The organism is uncultured Jannaschia sp. (assembly GCF_947494055.1).
In the GTDB taxonomy this organism is placed as follows: domain Bacteria; phylum Pseudomonadota; class Alphaproteobacteria; order Rhodobacterales; family Rhodobacteraceae; genus Jannaschia.
The window spans coordinates 128,206-144,581 of record NZ_CANLTR010000005.1 but is presented as its reverse complement, the minus strand read 5'-3'; the positions used below and the strand labels follow the sequence as shown (position 1 = coordinate 144,581).

Here is a 16,376-nt window from a genome sequence, read left to right as displayed (position 1 = left end):
TGACGGCAAGGGGCGGCATGACGGGTTCGGCACGGCCAGGGCAATGGGACTGATCTCGTCCTACCGGATGCGCTTGCGCCGCAGGTATTGGCGTCTGCGCGCGCTCCGGCGCCAACGGCAGCTGACGACGGTCCGCGACCGCACGCGCACGATCGCGCCCGGCGCGATCCTCGTGGCCTCCACGATGCGCAACGAACGCATGCGACTACCCTACTTTCTCGACTATTATCGGCGCCTGGGCGCGGAGCATTTTCTCATCATCGATAACGACAGTCAGGACGGGACGCCGGACTACCTCCAAGCGCAGCCGGACGTCTCGCTCTGGACGACGAAGGCCAGCTATGCTGGTTCTGCCTACGGGGTGGACTGGCTGAACTGGGTTCTGCGTCAGAACGCGCACCGGCACTGGTGCCTGACCGTCGATGTCGACGAGTTCCTGGTCTACCCGTTCTGCGACACCCGTCCGCTCCGCGCGCTCACCGACTGGCTCGATGCCGGGCAGGTGCGCAGCTTTGGCGCGATGCTTCTCGACATGTATCCCAAGGGCCCGATCGGCCGGCGCGCCTACCGCGAGGGAGAGGATCCGATCGGGATCGCGAGTTGGTTCGACGCCGGGAACTACATGATCGAGCGCAACCCGCTCTACGGGAACCTGTGGATACAGGGCGGCGTGCGGGCGCGTCGCTTCTTCGGCAACGATCCCTGGAAGGCGCCCGCGCTCAACAAGGTTCCGCTGGTGCGGTGGCACCGCGATTATGTCTACGTCAGTTCGACCCACGCGCTCCTGCCACGAGGATTGAACTTCACCTACGATCCGGCCGGGGGGGAGAAGACGACCGGATTGCTGCTGCACGCGAAGTTCGTCAGCACCTTCCTCGACCGGGCTCAGGAAGAGGCGGGCCGGGCGGAGCATTACCGCAACGCCGCAGAATACGAAGCCTATGCCGAGGGTCTCGACGCGGAGACCGACCTGTGGTGCCGCGCCTCCGAGCGGTTCGTGAACTGGAAACAGCTCGAACTGATGGGGCTGATGTCGAAGGGGAACTGGGCATGACGCTGGGCTTCGTCATGCTGGTCCACACCGCGTTCGACCGGGCCGAGCAGGTCGCGCGCTACTTCGCGTCGCATGGTTGCCCGGTGGCCATCCATGTCGACGGCAAGGTTCCCCCACGCCGTTTCCGTGCGTTCCGCGACCGCTTCCGGACGGAGCCCCGGATCGTCTTCGCGTCGCGGACCCGCGTCGAATGGGGGACCTGGTCGATCGTGCAGGCCACGCAGGCCGCGTCGGAACGTCTTGTCGAGGGCTTTCCCGACCTTCGCCACGTCTTCCTGGCCTCCGGCTCCTGCCTGCCGCTGCGTCCGGTGGGCGAACTCGTGGCCTATCTCGACGCGAACCCGGAAACCGACTTCATCGAGAGCGTCACGACCGATCACGTCACATGGACGATTGACGGTCTCGAAGAGGAGCGGTTCACGCTCCGGTTCCCCTTTTCGTGGCGCCGTCAGCGGCGGATGTTCAATGCCTGTGTTAAACTGCAACGGCGGCTCGGCCTGACGCGCCGGATCCCGGACGGCATCGTCCCGCATCTCGGCAGCCAGTGGTGGTGCCTGACGCGGCGGACGCTGCACTCGATCCTGAATGCACCGGACCGCAAGGCGACGGACGCTTATTTCGCCGGGGTCTGGATTCCGGACGAGAGCTACTTCCAGTCGCTCGCACGGCGCTATTCCACGACGATCGAGAGCCGGTCGCTGACGCTGTCGAAGTTCGACATCCACGGCAAGCCGCACGTCTTCTACGACGACCACCTCCCGCTGCTGCAACGCTCGGACTGCTTCGTGGCGCGCAAGGTCTGGCCGCGGGCGGATGCGCTCTACCGGACCTTCCTCGATGACAACCGCCCCGTCGCGAAGCGGACGGAGCCCAACCCGGGACGGATCGACCGCGTCTTCTCCAAGGCGAACGAACGGCGGGCCTCGGGCCGGGCCGGGCTCTACTCGCAGGCCCGCTTCCCGCTGGCGCCGCACGGGAGCGTCCTCACCTGCGCCCGCTACAACGTGTTCTGCGGGCTCGACGATCTCTACGAGGAGTTCGACGGCTGGCTCGACCGGCATCTCGGCGGTTCCGTCCACGGGCATCTCTACGCGCCGGAGCGGGCCGAATTCGCGGATGGGGCGCGGATCGCGGCCGGCTGCCTGTCGGATTCGGCGACCCTGAGGGATTACCGGCCGACGCAGTTCCTCACCAACCTGCTGTGGTCGACCCGGGGCCAGCGGCAGAGCTTCTTCTTCGGCCCCCGCGACAACCAGGAAGTGGCAGGCCTGCTGGTTCACGATCCGAACGCGACGCTCGTCGTCGTGTCGGGGGCCTGGGCCGTCCCGATGTTCCTGTCCGGTCAGCCGATCGAGGAGATCAAGGTCGAGGTGGCGCGGTTGCAGCGGATCGAGCTCGACTTCCTCCGAACGTTCCGCAATCCCGGCGTGGCGGCGCGCATCCATCACTGGCCGCTTGCGGATTTCGTCGCCCAGCCGGTCGAGAAGCTGCAGAACGTCGTCGACGAGATCAACGGGGCCGGTCCACGTCGCCTGACCGACCTGCCGCAGATGCGCGACCTGCGGGGGTTCACCGACTTTCTCCAGCGGCTCCGCAATGGCGGCGTGCAGCCCAAGGTGATCGGCGACGTCGCCCTGTTCCCCGATTTCGCAGACGCCGGGCGGAAAGCGCCGTGACGTCGCGATACGACGCCTTCGTGCTTTTCGCGGAAATGCGGACAGGGTCGAACCAGCTCGAGGATTCGCTCAATGCCCTGCCGGGCGTGCAGGGTTTCGGGGAGGTGTTCAATCCGGTCTTCGTCGGCGAGCAGAACCGGACCGAGCTGTTCGGGATCGACATCGCCGCCCGAACGGCGGATCCGATGCCAATGCTGCGCGCGGTGATCGCGGCGGAGGGTCTGACCGGGCTCCGCTTCTTCCACGATCACGATCCGCGCGTCCTCGACGCGATCCTCGACGACACCCGCATCGCCAAGGTCATGCTGTCGCGCAATCCGCTCGATAGCTATGTCTCGCTCTGCATCGCGGAGAAGACGGGACAATGGCGCCTGACCAATCCGAAGATGGCGCGCCGGGCAGAGGCCATCTTCGATCCCCGGGACTTCGACGATCTCGTCGCCCGGCAGCGCGTCTTCCGCGAGCGGATCCACCGCCGCCTGCAGGAGACGGGACAGAGCGCGTACTGGATCGCCTACGAGGAGATCGGAGACTTGGCCGTATTGAACGGACTCGCGGCCTGGCTCGGTGTGCCGGACCGGCTCGATGCGGTGCCCGGACGCTTGAAGCGGCAGAACCCCGGGCCGATCGAGGACAAGATCGCCAATCCCGAGATCATGCGCGCGCATCTGGCGACGCTCGATCCGTTCCTGCTCGCGCGTCCCGTTCAGACCGAGCCGCCGCGCGGTCCCGCCGTGCCGACGATGATGACCGCCGCCGAGAGCGCGATCCTGGCCCTGCCCGTGCCCGGTGGGCCGAACGCCGCGCTGCGCGACTGGCTCACCGCGCTGGACGGCGCGCCACCGGTCGAGGGGATGACCCAGAAGACGTTGCGGCCCTGGATGCGGCGGCATGCGGGGTTCACGAGCCTGGCCGTCGTCCGGCATCCGGTCGCACGGGCATGCCATGCCTTTCAGCAAATGCGCACGGGCACGGATCCACAGGCGGACAGAATCCGGCGCGTGCTCGTCAATCAGCACGGCGTGGAACCCGACGGCGATCTGCGGGCGGCGTTCCTCGGTTTCCTGCGGTTCCTCGCCGCCAATCTGGGCGGGCAATCCGTGCTTCCGGTGGCGCCGCGCTGGGCCAGCCAGAGCGCCATCCTCGCCGGCATGGCGCAGGTCGTCCCGCCGCACCGGATCCTGCGGGAAGAGGCGGCGCAGGCCGAACTCGACGCGATTGCCGCGTCGGTCGGTCGGCCACCCGCGCGGTTCGCGGCCGGCGGATCGGTTCCCGACGGTCTGGTCGACGACGAGGTCGAGGCGGCCTGCCTCGCGGCCTATCGGCGAGACTACCTGGCCTTCGGCTTCCCGAAATGGATTGCGGGCTGAGTCCGGCTCAGGCGGCCTCGGACGCCGTGCCCTCGGTCAGGAGCGTGTAGAGCAGCGACGGGTCGGAATTGGCCCGCAGCTTCGCGCAGAGACCCGGATCGCGGAGCGTCCGGGACACGAGCGCCAGCGCCTTCAGATGCGCGACCCCGGCGCCGTCGGGTGCGAACAGCGCGAAGATCAGGTCCACCGGCTTGCGGTCCGTCGCGTCGAAATCGAGCGGCACCTCGAGGCGAACGAACACGCCATGAACCCTGTCGAGCCCGCCGATCCGCGCGTGGGGCAGGGCGACGCCGCGCCCCACGGCTGTCGTGCCGAGCGCTTCCCGGTCCTGCAGGGCCGAGAAGGCGGTGGCATAGTCGATGGCGAGCCGTTCGCGCGACACGTCCGCCAGATCGCAGAACAGGCGCTTCTTGCTCGAGGCCTTCGGCAATACCTTCACGGACCCGGGGGCCAGGATTTCGCTTACCTGCATCTGCACTGTCCTTGCTCGCGCCCCGTTCCGGGGGTCTCAGCCGCTTGCGGCAGGGTCGATCCAGCCAACGTTTCCATCATCGCGCCGGTAGACCACGTTCAGGCCGCCGCCCTTCTCGTTCTTGAACACCAGCACCGGCGCACCGGCAATCTCCATCTGCATGACCGCTTCCCCGACAGAGAGGGACTGAATCCGCGTTTCCATCTCGGCCACGATCACCGGTGCGAGGCTTTCGGGCTCCTCGTCATCGTCCTGCCCCGCTTCGGCGGCGAGGATATACGAGGCCGCACCGAAAAGTTCAACCGGCGTCGTCCGCTCCTGATGGTGGTTCTTCAGGCGGCGTTTGTAGCGCCGGAGCTGCTTGTCCATCTTCTCGGCGCAGGCGTCGAAAGCGGCGTAGATTTCGACCGCCTTGGCCTTGGCCGTCGACGTCAGGCCGGTCGAGAGATGGACCGTCGCCTCGCAGACATGCTCGTGCGCCGACTTGGAGAACACGACCTGGGCGTCGGTCGGTCTTTGCGAGTACTTTGCGATTACTTGCTCAAGTTCCGTCCGTACATGCGTCTGTAACGCTTCGCCGATGTCGATCTGCTTGCCGGTGATCTGATAGCGCATGGTTCCTCCTGGAATGACGGGACGACGACCCCGCGGGTCTGCTCGGACCTCCCATGAGGCGATGTAACGTCGCCTTGAGTCAATGGTGGAGACCCGGCACGGATGAACGCCGGTCAGCGCGAGAACGTTTCGCCGAGATAGACGCGCCGCACGTCATCGTTGGCCACGACCTCCTCGGGGGAGCCCGACATCAGCACGCCGCCGTCGTGAAGGATGTAGGCGCGATCGACGATCTGCAGCGTCTCGCGCACGTTGTGGTCGGTGATGAGCACGCCGATGCCCCGCGAGCGGAGATCCACGACCAGCGATCGGATGTCGCCGACCGCGATCGGGTCGACGCCCGCGAAGGGCTCGTCGAGAAGGAGGTAGCGGGGGTTGGCGGCGAGGCAGCGGGCAATCTCCACCCGCCGCCGCTCGCCCCCCGACAAGGCGAGGGCCGAGGCCCGGCGCAGATGGCCGATATGGAACTCGGCCAGTAGCGTCTCCAGCCGCTCGCGCCGCCGGTGGCGCCTCGGCTCGGAGATCTCGAGGATCGCCATGATGTTCTGCTCGACGGTCAGGCCGCGGAAGATCGACATCTCCTGTGGCAGGTAGCCGATCCCCGCCTTGGCGCGGCGATACATCGGCAGCCAGGTCACGTCCTGCCCGTCGAGCGTGACGCGGCCTTCGTCCGGCGTGACCAGCCCGGCGATGCAGTAGAACGTCGTCGTCTTCCCCGATCCGTTCGGCCCGAGAAGGGCGACGACCTCGCCGCGCGCCAGATCCATCGAGACGTCGCGGATCACCGGACGCTTGCGGTAGGATTTCCGCAGGTTGCGGATCGACAGCCCGCCGTCGCCCTCGGTCACCGAGAGCGTCACGGCTGCAGCGTCGTCCGTACCCGTCCCGTGACCGTTCCGGCCCCCGATGCGAGGTTTATGGCCAGCCGGTCGCCCGCGAGCGTGTTGCCGGCCTGCGTGACCAGCACGTCGCCCGTCAACAGGATCTCGGAGGTCCCCAGCGTGTAGACGGCCTCTTGCCCCTCGGCGGCGTCCTCGCCCGCGACGATCAGCACGTCGCCCGAGGCGTTCAGGCGGTCGATCCGGCGGTCTCCGGCTTCGTCGGTTGCGTAGTCGACGGTGACGGTGTCGGCGGTGAGGCGAAGCTCGCCCTGCGCGATGACGACGTTGCCCTGAAGCACCGCGCGGCCGGAAGCCTGATCCACCTCGAGGTTGTCGGCCGCCACGTCCACCGGCGCGGAGCGGTCGAACTCCCCGCGGCCGAAACCCACGGCCGTCTCCTGCGCGACGGCCGGCAAGGCGAGGAGGACGAAGGCGAGGGCGCGGAGGAGCATGCGGCGGGTCCGATCAGGTTGGAGGGCGGTATAGCAGGTTCACGCCATCGGTGAAGACCATGCGTACCGCGCCCGTCGCGTCCTCGTCGATGCGGAGCGCGCCGGCGCGAAACGTGCCGAGCGGGCCGTCGCCGGTCACCTCACCCGGCGCGACCACGTCGAGCCGGCCGAGCGTGCCCTCGATCCGGTCGGTATCCATGCGGTAGCCGGTCGAGGTTTCGATGCGGACGGCGCCGTCGAGCTCGACTTGCCGCGTGGCGGTATCGACATGCCCGTGATCCGACCGGACCTGCGCCCGACCGCCCGCCGGGTCCGACAGGACGAGCTCCATGGCGTCGGCGCTCATCCGCCGGGGATCTCCTGCATCTGGCCGGGCCACCCGGGCGGAGAGATCGAAGCTCGTTCCCTCCCGGCTGACCCCGGTGAAACGCGGCATGGTAAGCTGCCGCTCGCGCGCGCGCTCCGAGACGTCCACTTCGGCGATGGGGATCGCGTCCTCCGGGTTGACGCGGCGCGCCAGCAGGAACGTCGTCGAAAGCAGGGCGAGCGCGCTGATCGGCAGCAGGATGCGGATCAGCCGGACGATCCGGCTGTGCAGGTTGTCGGCGCGATGCGGGATCCGGGCCATTCCGGCCCTCCTGTCACGAATGGGCGAAGATGTCCGTCTCCGGATAGCCGATCAGGTCGAGCTTCGCCCGCGTCGGCAGGAAATCGAAGCAGGCCTGCGCAATCTCAATGCGCCCTTCGCGTTCCAGCCGTGCGTCGAGCTCCACCTTCAGACGGTGGAGGTAGAGCACGTCGGAGGCGGCATAGGCCAGCTGCGCCTCGGTCAGATCCGGCGCGCCCCAGTCGGAGGTCTGCTGCAGCTTGGAGATGTCCTCGCCCAGCAACTCGCTCAGAAGCGCCTTCAATCCGTGCCGGTCGGTATAGGTCCGCACCAGACGGCTCGCGATCTTGGAGCACCAGACCGGTTGGGCGAGCGCGCCGAAGGCGTGGAACATCGCGGCGATGTCGAAACGGCCGTAATGGAAAAACTTCAGCACCGAGGTATCGGTCAGGAGACGCTCGAGATTGGGGGCGGACGTCTGGCCAATGCCGATCTGCACGAGATGCGCGTCGCCGTCCCCCGCCGAGAGCTGCACGAGGCAGAGCCGGTCGCGATGCGGGTTCAGGCCCATCGTCTCGCAATCGATGGCGACGGAGGCCCCGAGATCGAGGTCATCGGGCAGGTCGTTCCGGTGCAAGGTGACGCTCATCTTCGACCTCCGGGGCGCGCGCGTGTCGGTCGGCCGAGGGGCCGGGTGCCCGGCGTTTAGACCGCGCGATCCCGTGAAGGCAAACGATGATCCATCACGTGACCGACAGGTAGGCCACGATCATGTCGCTCGCCCGGTCCGCGTGGCTCTCGAGCCAACCAGGTGAGATCGGCACCTCGAACACGGTGCTGAGCGTATGGATGTTCGAGATCGGGAAGTAGCACAGCGACGCGACGAAGATGTAGAGTTCGACCGGATCGACATCCTCGCGGAACAATCCCCGTTCCGCCCCGTGCCGCAGGATCGCGCGAAGCCGCGTCAGGAGGACGGACTGGATCTCGACCCTGTCCTCCATGTTCCGGATCGTCTCGCCGCCACGCAGGTTCTCGGTGTTGAGCATGCGGATGAACCACGGCTTCTCCCGGAAGTGGTTCATCGTGAAGCGTACAAGCGTCCGGATCGCCGCCTCCGGATCCAGCATGTCGAGTTCGAGCGCGGCTTCCCCCTCCCGGATCTGAACGTAGGCCTCGCGCAGGGCGGCGGCGTAGATCGCGTCCTTGTCGCCGAAATAGTCGTAGATCATCGGCTTGCTGACGCCCGCCCGCTCGGAGATGCGGTCGACGCGGGCCCCGGAATGGCCGACCTCGCCGAACTCCTCGAGTGCGGCCTTGAGGATCGCGGCACGCGTGACCTCGGGGTTGCGCTTCCTGCCCTTCCGGATTGGTCCCGCCTCGATCGTCATCGACCCTCTCGTCCCGTTGCGCCGCATCCGGGCCTATCGCATTTCAGCCCGCGATACGCCAGTTTCGCTGCGCCGGGCCCGTCAGCAGGCCGAGCGCCCGCGTTCCACGATCTCGGCGAGCACCTCGTCGGGGTCGCGCGTCCACCAGTCCAGCGCGGAGAAGATCTCCACCTCGTTCAGCCCGTCGAAGCCATTGGCCTCCGCCAGCCCGCGCAGGCGGGGAATGTCGATCACCCCGTCGCCCATCATGCCCCGATCCGTCAGCAGATCCCGCGTCGGCACGAGCCAGTCGCAGATATGGAACGCCATGATCCGGTTGCGGCCCGCGCGCTCCAGCTGCGCCTCGAGCTCCGGGTCCCACCAGACGTGGTAGACGTCCACGGCGCAGCCGATCCCGTCACCCAGCCGGTCGCAGATGTCGAGCGCGTGGCCCATCGTGTTCACGCAGGCGCGGTCGGCGGCATACATCGGATGCAGCGGCTCGATCGCGATCCGCACGCCCGCGTCGCGCGCGTGCTCGAGCGTCCGGGCCAACCCCTCCTCGACGAGCGACCATGCGGCGGGCAGGTCTCGGCTGCCCTTCGCCAGCCCGCCCACGACCATAACGAGGCAGTCCGCGCCGAGCGTCGCTGCCTCGTCCACCGCGCGCCGATTGTCGTCGATCACCGCGGCGTCGAGCGACCCGCTCTCGGTGAACCAGCCGCCACGGCAAAGGCCCGAAACGCGCAGCCCGGCATCGCGGATCGCCTTTGCGGCAGCCTCTAAACCCATCTCGTGCAGCTTGTCCCGCCAGGGGGAGATGCCGCCGAACCCGTGCCGGGCACAGCCCTCGATACATTCGGCGAGGCTCCACTGCTCCCGCACCGTTGCCGTATTGAGTGACAGCCGCTCGGGCCCGAGCCCACTCATGCGTCCATCCCCCGGGCCGACAGGACGATGCGCGCCCGTGCCGCGGCGCGGGCGGGATCGGTGAAGAGCCCCGCCGCGTTGGCCAGCCGCACGATCTCCGCGAGATGCAGGGTGGAGCGTGTGCTCTCCTGCCCGCCGATCATGGTGAAATGGTCCTGATGTCCGCTGAGGTAGGCCAGGAACACGACGCCCGTCTTGTAGAACCGCGTCGGCGCCTTGAAGATGTGCCGCGAGAGCGGGACGGTCGGCGCGAAGGTCTCGTGGTAGGCATCCGTGTCGCCCGCCGCGAGTTGCGACAGCGCCCGGGAGGCCGCGCCGGCGATCGGGTCGAAGATGCCCAGCAATGCGTGGGAATGGCCTTCCGCGTCGCCGGCGATCAGGTCCGGATAGTTGAAATCGTCGCCCGTATACATCAGCACGCCGTCGGGCAGGCGCCGCCGCATGTCGATTTCCTTCTCAGCCGACAGCAGGCTGATCTTGATCCCGTCGACCTTGGCCGCGTTCTCCGAGATCACCGAGACGGCGGTGTCCATCGCTTCCATGTGGTCGCCGGAGCCCCAGTAACCCTCGAGCGCTGGGTCGAACATCTCGCCCAGCCAGTGCAGGATCGCCGGCTGCTGCAGGCCCGACAGAACCCGGCCGTAGACGCGGGCGTAATCCTCCGGCCCGGTGGCGGCGCGGGCGAGCGCGCGGCTCGCCATCAGGATCACGCGGCTGCCGGTGGCTTCGACCGCCTCGCACTGCTCCTCGTAGGCGCGGATAACGTCGTCGACCGTCACGTCCGGCCCGGGCGTCAGGTGATCGGTTCCGGCCCCGCTCGCGATCAGGTGCCCGCCGGCGCGCGCCATCTCCGTCGAGCGGCGGATCAGCTCCAGCGAGGTCGGCCAGTCCAGCCCCATGCCGCGCTGCGCCGTATCCATCGCCTCGGCCACGCCGAAGCCGAGGCTCCAGAGATGCTCGCGGAAGGCGAGGGTGCGGTCCCAGTCCACGGCCACGTCGAGCCAGGGATCGATGTCGGCCAGCGGATCTGCGACGACATGCGCGGCGGCATAGGCCGTGCGCGTCCAGTCGCCCGTCGCCTCCGGCGCGGGCCCGGCGCGCAGCGTGACGGCGCCGCCGGGCAGGTTCAGCGTCGCGCTCATATGCCCAGATCCTCGAGATCGACCCACCGCCGCTCCTTGGAGCTCTGGTAGCCGGCCTGCGCGAGCTGTACGCCCTTCGCGCCCTCCTCGAGCGTGTAGGAGAACGGCGCGTCGTCCGCGACGTGGCGCAGGAACTGCTCCCACTGAACCTTGAAGCCGTTGTCGAAGACGGTGTTGTCCGGCACCTCCTCCCAGTCGTCGAAGAAGTCGAGGACTTGCGGCTGGTCGGGGTTCCAGACGGGTTTCGGCGTGTTCACACGGTGCTGGCTCAGGCACTTGTGCAGGCCCGCGACGGCGGAGCCGTGCGTGCCGTCGACCTGGAAGGTCACGAGGTCGTCGCGGCGCACGCGGGTGCACCAGCTCGAGTTGATATGGGCCACGATCTCGCCCTCCAACCCGTCGAGCAGGAAGGTCGCGTAGGCGGCGTCGTCGGCGGTCGCCCGGAACCTGTTGCCCGTCTCGTCGAGACGTTCGGGGATGTGGGTGGCGGCGTGGCAGCTCACCGACTTCACCGGCGCGATCACGTTGTCGAGGACGTAGCGCCAGTGGCAGAGCATGTCGCTGACCATGCCGCCCCCGTCCTCGGCCCGGTAGTTCCAGCTCGGCCGCTGCGGGGTCAGGTCGTCGCCGGTGAAGACCCAGTAGCCGAATTCGCCCTTCACGCTCAGGATGCGGCCGAAGAACCCGAGGTCGCGCAGACGCTTCAGCTTGATCAGGCCGGGCAGGTCCAGCTTGTCGTGGACGATGCCGTTCTTCACGCCCTTGGCCTTGGCGTGCCGGGCGATGGCGACGGCATCCTCGAGGCTCTCGCTCACCGGCTTCTCAGAATAGACGTGCTTCCCCGCGTCGATCGCTTGACGCAGGAGCCCCGGCCGCATCTGCGTGCTGGCCGCGTCGAAGAAGATCGTATCGTCCGCATTGGCGAGTGCGCCGTCGAGATCGGTGGTGAACCGCTCCACGCCATGCGCCTTGGCCAGCGCCTCGATCTTGTCGGCGTTGCGGCCCACAATGATCGGGTCCGGGACGAGCCGCGTGCCGTCGGAGAGGACCACACCGCCCTGATCGCGGATGGCGAGGACCGAGCGGATGAGGTGCTGGTTCATCCCCATCCGCCCGGTCACGCCATGCATGATGATCCCGATGCGTTCCTGTCTCACTCTGTTTCTCCTCGAATACGGTTCCGTAAGCTACCATCCGGTAGTTAATTCGGCGGATCCTGTCAACGCCGCGGCCGGCCGGACGGTGCGACGCGTTCGTTCAGACATCGCGCCACCGCCCGATCCGGCGCAGCGGCGCCATGGCGAGCCTCCGGACGGCAGGGATGTTGAACAGGATCGAAAGCACGATAAGCGCGACGAACACAGCCGAGACGGGACGCGTGAAGAACGGCAGGATTTCCCCGTCGGTGAGTGTCAAACCGCGGCGCAGGCTCTTGTCCAGGAGATCCCCCAGGATAATTCCGAGGACGAGCGGCGCCATCGGATACTTCATTTGCCGCAGCACGAAGCCGATCAGTCCGAAGGCGACCATGATCCAGACGTCGAAAAGCCGTTGGCTGAGCGCGTAGGTGCCGATCACGCAGAGCACGAAGACCACCGGCATCAGGTAGGCGTAGGGGACGCGCAGGACCTGGATGAACAGGCGCGTCATCGACAGGCCGTAGATCGCCATGAACAGGGTCGCGACGATGAGCATTGCGCCGATCAGGCCGACGAAATGCGGCTGCTCGATCATGATGAGCGGACCGGGGCGGATGCCGTGAATGAAGAGCGCGGCGATCAGCACGGCGGAACTTGCCGAACCCGGCACGGCGAGCGTGATTGCGGGGATGAGGGAGCCGGGCACGACCGCGGAATTACCCGTCTCCGCGGCGATCAGGCCCTCGTAGCTGCCGGAGCCGAACTTGTCGGCCTCCTTCGACGTGCGCTTGGCCGCGGCATAGCTGCCCCAGGCGCCGATATCCTCACCCACGCCCGGAATGATGCCCACGAGCGTACCGATGACGCCCGACCGCAGGATCGTCACCTTGTAGCGCCACAGGTCGATGAGGTCCGGGATGGTCTTGTCGCTCTTGTCCTTCGCGATGGCCAGGACGCCGGCCTTGTTCCACATCGCGGTCAGAACCTCGGCGAAGCCGAAGGCGCCGACCATCGCCGGGATCAGCGCGATGCCCGCGTTCAGGTCGGAAACGCCGAAGGTGAACCGGACATGCGCGTGGATGCCCTCCGACCCGACCATCGCGACCATCAGTCCGAGGATGCCGGCGATGTAGCCCTTTAGCGGCGTCGTGTCGGCGGTGAGCTGCCCCGAGATGAGGATGCCGAAGACCGCGAGCCAGAAGAACTCGAAGCTGCCGAAATTCAGCGCTGCCTCGGCGAGCGGCGGCGCGATCATCACCAGCATGACGATCCCGGCCAGCGTTCCGAGCGCCGACCCGGCGGTCGCCAGCCCCATCGCGTAGCCGGCCCGTCCGGCCTTGGCGAGCGGGTAGCCGTCGAGCGAGGTCGCGGCGCTGGCCGGCGTGCCGGGGATGTTGAGCAGGATCGCGCTGCGCGAGCCGCCGTAGATCGCGCCCACATACATGCAGATCAGCACGAGGATCGCGGCGTTGCTGTCGAGCGAGTAGGTCAGCGTCGTCATCAGCGCGACGCCCATCGTCGCCGTCAGGCCCGGCAGGCTGCCGACGACGATGCCGAGCAGGGTCGACCACGCCGCGTGGAACAGCATCATCGGCGTCATGAGCAGCGCGAGTCCGGCGACGAGATCCTGCAATCCGCTCATGGCAGACGCACCAGGAAGAGCTGCTCGAAGAGCAGCGCCGAGCCGTAGGCGATGCCAAGCCCCAGGGCCACCGACCCTGCGACCGCGGTCAGGCGGCTCCGCGTCGTGCCCTCGGTCGGATAGGAGAAGATCAGCGCGAAGGCGAAGGTGAAGATCGCGGTGGCCCAGAAGTAGCTGGCCCAGCCGATCAGCACGAGCGCGTAGATCACGCAGATCGCCCCCGTGATCCCCAGCCGCCACCAAGAGCCGCCCACCATGATCGGTTCCACCCCGCGCGCCGTATCGTCGAACGACGCCCGGAACAGCAGCCCCGCGCAGATCGCGAGCAATACGCCCAGGATCATCGGGACGAGGCCGGGGATCGAGGCGGGATGGATCTGCCGGATTTCCAGCCGGCTCATCGTCCAGCCCCCCACGAACATCGCCACCGCGAGCGCGAGAAGTGCGGCCGCCGTATATCGGTCGGCCTTGGCCATCAGCATGACGTCACCCAGGTTGCCGCAAAGTGAGCTCGGTGGGGTAGCTCTGCGACCCCGCCGGCCATGTCGCTATTCCGACGAGCAGTCGATCCCGATCTCGGACGGTTCGATGACCGCCTCGCCCCGGGTGACGCGCGAACAGGCTTCGGAGATCACGACCGGCATCGCCTTTTCCAGCGCGGCCTCGCCGTAATCCGGAGAGAAGACCGCGCCGTTGTTGTTGGCGTAGGTCCTGAGTTCCTCGCTGTTCATCACGTGATCCTGCCAGATCTGGTCCATCGTCTCGTAGACCTCGTCGGGCGCGCCCACGGGGATGAACACGCCGAAGTAATCGGCCGCCACCTCGAACTCGGGGAGGAAGTCCGTGATCGGCGGGACGGGGTCGATCCCCTCCACTTCGAGCGCGCTGTCCGAGAGAACGGTGAGAGGGCGCAGCCGGCCGCCCCGGATCATTTCGGTCTGTTCTACGGCGAGCTGCGTGGTCATGTCGACCTCGCCGCTCGCGGCGGCGATCACGGCCGGGTTGCCCCCGTCGTAGGTGATCATCCGGGCACCGCCCAGCTCCCCGTCCGCGCCTTCCTTGAGCGCCGCGAGCGCCATGCCGCCCGAGCTGTTTATGCCCGCGGTGCCGACGGTGACGGACCCGTCCTCCATCGCGGCGAGCAGCTCGTCGAAGGATTGGTACGCCGTGTCGGCGTTGACGCTGACAAGCGGCACGTTCGCGACATGCAGATAGATGTGATAGTCCTCGATCGAGGTATCTTCGACGAGGCCGGTAATCGAATAGGTCGCGTTGTTGGCGATCGCGTTCGCGGTCCAGGTGTATCCGTCGCGCGGCGCATTGAGCGCGGCCTGCGTGCCCGTCGAGCCGGAGGCCCCGGGCTGGTTGACCACCACGACTTCCGTGCCGAGCGCCTCCTCGATGATCGGCGCGACGACCCGCGTGACCTGATCGGTCGAGCCCCCGGCGGCCCACGGCACGATGATGTTGATCGGACGGTCCGGCTGCCAGCTGTATTCCTGCGCGACGGCTGGCGCGGCGATCAGCGCGGCTGCGAGCGACACGGCGCAATACGATGCCCTCATGGTATATCCTCCCGTTTCTACCAGTCGGTAGGAAGCCTGTGCGATCGGCTTCTGTCAAGGGGATGCTGCTGCGAGCGCATCAGGCCGACCGGAATGAATACGATTGCAGAGAATGGCAGGCGTGCGTAACGTTTCGCTTGCCAAAACTTTTCCCCGACAGGATTCTCGTATGCTTTCGTTGACTTCCCGCTTTCCGGGCGTTCGCCAAATTCGCGCTCCGCGGCAGGACATCGGGTTGAACATGGGCGAGATCGAGGGGATCGTGAGCGGTGTCCTGGAAGACGTGCGCACCGCGGGGGACGCAGCGGTTGCCCGTTACGCGCGGAAGTTCGACCGCAGCGACGCGACCGAGTTCGAGGTCGGACCGACGGACCGGGAGGCCGCCCTCGATGCGCTCGACCCGCAGACGCGCGCGGATACCGAGTTCGCCATCGACAACGTGCGCGCCTTCGCAGAGGCGCAGCGTGCAACGATCGCACCGCTCGACATGGAGATCCGGCCCGGCGTCCATCTCGGCCACCGTGTCATTCCGATCGCGCGGGCCGGGGCCTACGTGCCGGGCGGGCGTTATCCGCTCCTGTCCGCGCCGATCATGACGATCGTGCCGGCCAGGGTCGCGGGCGTGGACGAGGTGATCGCCTGCCTGCCGCCCAACGCGCATCCCGCAATGATCGCGGGCTGCCACCTCGCCGGGGCGGACCGTATCTTCCGGATCGGCGGGGCGCAGGCGATCGCGGCGATGGCCTACGGGACGGAGACGGTGCCCGCGGTCGACAAGATCGTCGGCCCCGGCAACGCCTTCGTCAACGAGGCCAAGCGACAGGTCTTCGGCACCGTTGGCATCGACCAGCTGGCCGGACCGTCCGAGATCTATATTCTCGCCGACGAGAGCGGCGACCCGGAGATGATCGCGACCGACCTGCTCGCGCAGGCGGAGCACGACGTCCGCACGCGGGTCGGGCTCATCACCACCGACGAGACCTTGGCCCGCGCCGCCGAGGACGAGGTCGCCCGACAGCTGAACAAACTCGCCACCGCCGATGTGGCCGCGGCGGCCTGGGACGATTACGGCGAGATCGCCGTCTGCGAGGACGAGGCGGCGATGATCGCCTATTCCGATCACATCGCGGCGGAGCATCTGCATATCCATACGGTCGACCCGCACGCGCTTGCCGGGCGGCTGCGGAACTACGGCTCGCTCTTCATCGGTCCGCTGGCCAGCGTGGTCTATTCCGACAAGTGCTGCGGCACGAACCACACGCTGCCGACGATGGCGGCCGGGCGCTATACCGGCGGGCTCTGGGTCGGGGCCTTCCTCAAGGTCGCGACGCATCAATGGCTGGAGCCCGAGGGCGTCGCGGCGGTCGCCCCCCCGGCCGTGCGTCAAAGTCGGAGCGAGGGGCTGGACGGGCACCGCCGCGCGGCGCAGCTCCGGCTCGATCGCTTGCAGATCGGGTAGGG

At 67.6% G+C, this 16,376-nt stretch carries 17 protein-coding genes; 4 read left to right on the top strand and 13 right to left on the bottom strand.

The window, feature by feature from the left end; all coding sequences use genetic code 11:
• Positions 1 to 43: 43 nt before the first annotated feature.
• Genes Q1A87_RS07140 through Q1A87_RS07130 form a run of 3 tightly spaced genes read left to right on the top strand, consistent with a single transcriptional unit; the run spans position 44 to position 4,100 of the window.
• Positions 44 to 1,054 (top strand): glycosyltransferase family 2 protein, encoded by a 1,011-nt coding sequence (locus Q1A87_RS07140; protein WP_299648904.1) that lies wholly within the window; start codon positions 44 to 46, stop codon positions 1,052 to 1,054.
• Positions 1,051 to 2,730 carry a beta-1,6-N-acetylglucosaminyltransferase gene (locus tag Q1A87_RS07135; protein WP_299648901.1) on the top strand — a complete coding sequence of 560 codons (1,680 nt, stop codon included), beginning with the start codon at positions 1,051 to 1,053 and terminating at the stop codon, positions 2,728 to 2,730. The genes Q1A87_RS07140 and Q1A87_RS07135 overlap by 4 nt, the downstream gene beginning before the upstream one ends.
• The gene (locus Q1A87_RS07130; RefSeq protein ID WP_299648898.1) at positions 2,727 to 4,100 is read left to right on the top strand and encodes a nodulation protein NodH; all 1,374 of its coding nucleotides are present in this window, start codon (positions 2,727 to 2,729) and stop codon (positions 4,098 to 4,100) included. The genes Q1A87_RS07135 and Q1A87_RS07130 overlap by 4 nt, the downstream gene beginning before the upstream one ends.
• Before the next feature lie 7 nt (positions 4,101 to 4,107).
• On the opposite strand, the gene Q1A87_RS07125 is transcribed toward Q1A87_RS07130, so the two are convergent.
• The 13 genes from Q1A87_RS07125 to Q1A87_RS07065 form a co-directional block, all read right to left on the bottom strand.
• Positions 4,108 to 4,572 (bottom strand): PTS sugar transporter subunit IIA, encoded by a 465-nt coding sequence (locus tag Q1A87_RS07125; RefSeq protein ID WP_299648895.1) that lies wholly within the window; start codon positions 4,570 to 4,572, stop codon positions 4,108 to 4,110.
• Between the two features lie 36 nt (positions 4,573 to 4,608).
• Positions 4,609 to 5,187 (bottom strand): ribosome-associated translation inhibitor RaiA, encoded by a 579-nt coding sequence (gene raiA / locus Q1A87_RS07120; protein WP_299648892.1) that lies wholly within the window; start codon positions 5,185 to 5,187, stop codon positions 4,609 to 4,611.
• A gap of 113 nt (positions 5,188 to 5,300) precedes the next feature.
• Positions 5,301 to 6,047, bottom strand: coding sequence for an LPS export ABC transporter ATP-binding protein (gene lptB / locus Q1A87_RS07115; protein WP_299648889.1), 747 nt, complete (start codon positions 6,045 to 6,047; stop codon positions 5,301 to 5,303).
• Positions 6,044 to 6,520, bottom strand: coding sequence for a lipopolysaccharide transport periplasmic protein LptA (gene lptA, locus Q1A87_RS07110; RefSeq protein ID WP_299648886.1), 477 nt, complete (start codon positions 6,518 to 6,520; stop codon positions 6,044 to 6,046). Before lptA ends, lptB begins: the two co-directional genes overlap by 4 nt.
• A gap of 13 nt (positions 6,521 to 6,533) precedes the next feature.
• Positions 6,534 to 7,148, bottom strand: coding sequence for an LPS export ABC transporter periplasmic protein LptC (gene lptC / locus Q1A87_RS07105; RefSeq protein ID WP_299648883.1), 615 nt, complete (start codon positions 7,146 to 7,148; stop codon positions 6,534 to 6,536).
• 13 nt (positions 7,149 to 7,161) lie between these two features.
• Positions 7,162 to 7,776, bottom strand: a complete 615-nt coding sequence (locus Q1A87_RS07100) for a ribonuclease D (RefSeq protein WP_299648880.1) — start codon at positions 7,774 to 7,776, stop codon at positions 7,162 to 7,164.
• A gap of 94 nt (positions 7,777 to 7,870) precedes the next feature.
• Positions 7,871 to 8,518, bottom strand: coding sequence for a TetR family transcriptional regulator (locus Q1A87_RS07095; RefSeq protein ID WP_299648877.1), 648 nt, complete (start codon positions 8,516 to 8,518; stop codon positions 7,871 to 7,873).
• Between the two features lie 81 nt (positions 8,519 to 8,599).
• A complete protein-coding gene (locus Q1A87_RS07090; protein ID WP_299648874.1) occupies positions 8,600 to 9,427 on the bottom strand; it encodes a sugar phosphate isomerase/epimerase family protein in 828 nt (275 codons plus the stop codon).
• Positions 9,424 to 10,569 (bottom strand): dihydrodipicolinate synthase family protein, encoded by a 1,146-nt coding sequence (locus tag Q1A87_RS07085; protein ID WP_299648871.1) that lies wholly within the window; start codon positions 10,567 to 10,569, stop codon positions 9,424 to 9,426. The genes Q1A87_RS07090 and Q1A87_RS07085 overlap by 4 nt, the downstream gene beginning before the upstream one ends.
• Positions 10,566 to 11,726 carry a Gfo/Idh/MocA family oxidoreductase gene (locus Q1A87_RS07080; RefSeq protein WP_299648868.1) on the bottom strand — a complete coding sequence of 387 codons (1,161 nt, stop codon included), beginning with the start codon at positions 11,724 to 11,726 and terminating at the stop codon, positions 10,566 to 10,568. Before Q1A87_RS07080 ends, Q1A87_RS07085 begins: the two co-directional genes overlap by 4 nt.
• A gap of 100 nt (positions 11,727 to 11,826) precedes the next feature.
• Positions 11,827 to 13,350 carry a tripartite tricarboxylate transporter permease gene (locus Q1A87_RS07075; RefSeq protein WP_299648865.1) on the bottom strand — a complete coding sequence of 508 codons (1,524 nt, stop codon included), beginning with the start codon at positions 13,348 to 13,350 and terminating at the stop codon, positions 11,827 to 11,829.
• Entirely contained in the window at positions 13,347 to 13,832 is a 486-nt protein-coding gene (locus tag Q1A87_RS07070; RefSeq protein ID WP_299648862.1) for a tripartite tricarboxylate transporter TctB family protein, read from the bottom strand. Before Q1A87_RS07070 ends, Q1A87_RS07075 begins: the two co-directional genes overlap by 4 nt.
• 66 nt (positions 13,833 to 13,898) lie before the next feature.
• Positions 13,899 to 14,915, bottom strand: a complete 1,017-nt coding sequence (locus Q1A87_RS07065) for a tripartite tricarboxylate transporter substrate binding protein (RefSeq protein ID WP_299648859.1) — start codon at positions 14,913 to 14,915, stop codon at positions 13,899 to 13,901.
• Positions 14,916 to 15,156: 241 nt separating this feature from the next.
• Between Q1A87_RS07065 and hisD the strand changes: the two genes are divergently transcribed.
• Positions 15,157 to 16,374: a histidinol dehydrogenase gene (hisD, locus tag Q1A87_RS07060; RefSeq protein WP_299648856.1), complete on the top strand. Its 1,218-nt coding sequence runs from the start codon at positions 15,157 to 15,159 to the stop codon at positions 16,372 to 16,374.
• The last annotated feature ends 2 nt before the right edge of the window (positions 16,375 to 16,376 follow it).

What these genes read in the sequence shown, in the direction of transcription:
- Q1A87_RS07140 (WP_299648904.1), top strand. Translation starts at nt 44, where the DNA reads ATGGGACTGATCTCGTCCTACCGGATGCGCTTGCGCCGCAGGTATTGG.
- Q1A87_RS07135 (WP_299648901.1), top strand. Translation starts at nt 1,051, where the DNA reads ATGACGCTGGGCTTCGTCATGCTGGTCCACACCGCGTTCGACCGGGCC.
- Q1A87_RS07125 (WP_299648895.1), bottom strand. Translation starts at nt 4,572, where the DNA reads ATGCAGGTAAGCGAAATCCTGGCCCCCGGGTCCGTGAAGGTATTGCCG.
- raiA (WP_299648892.1), bottom strand. Translation starts at nt 5,187, where the DNA reads ATGCGCTATCAGATCACCGGCAAGCAGATCGACATCGGCGAAGCGTTA.
- lptA (WP_299648886.1), bottom strand. Translation starts at nt 6,520, where the DNA reads ATGCTCCTCCGCGCCCTCGCCTTCGTCCTCCTCGCCTTGCCGGCCGTC.
- lptC (WP_299648883.1), bottom strand. Translation starts at nt 7,148, where the DNA reads ATGGCCCGGATCCCGCATCGCGCCGACAACCTGCACAGCCGGATCGTC.
- Q1A87_RS07100 (WP_299648880.1), bottom strand. Translation starts at nt 7,776, where the DNA reads ATGAGCGTCACCTTGCACCGGAACGACCTGCCCGATGACCTCGATCTC.
- Q1A87_RS07095 (WP_299648877.1), bottom strand. Translation starts at nt 8,518, where the DNA reads ATGACGATCGAGGCGGGACCAATCCGGAAGGGCAGGAAGCGCAACCCC.
- Q1A87_RS07090 (WP_299648874.1), bottom strand. Translation starts at nt 9,427, where the DNA reads ATGAGTGGGCTCGGGCCCGAGCGGCTGTCACTCAATACGGCAACGGTG.
- Q1A87_RS07085 (WP_299648871.1), bottom strand. Translation starts at nt 10,569, where the DNA reads ATGAGCGCGACGCTGAACCTGCCCGGCGGCGCCGTCACGCTGCGCGCC.
- Q1A87_RS07075 (WP_299648865.1), bottom strand. Translation starts at nt 13,350, where the DNA reads ATGAGCGGATTGCAGGATCTCGTCGCCGGACTCGCGCTGCTCATGACG.
- Q1A87_RS07070 (WP_299648862.1), bottom strand. Translation starts at nt 13,832, where the DNA reads ATGCTGATGGCCAAGGCCGACCGATATACGGCGGCCGCACTTCTCGCG.
- Q1A87_RS07065 (WP_299648859.1), bottom strand. Translation starts at nt 14,915, where the DNA reads ATGAGGGCATCGTATTGCGCCGTGTCGCTCGCAGCCGCGCTGATCGCC.
- hisD (WP_299648856.1), top strand. Translation starts at nt 15,157, where the DNA reads ATGGGCGAGATCGAGGGGATCGTGAGCGGTGTCCTGGAAGACGTGCGC.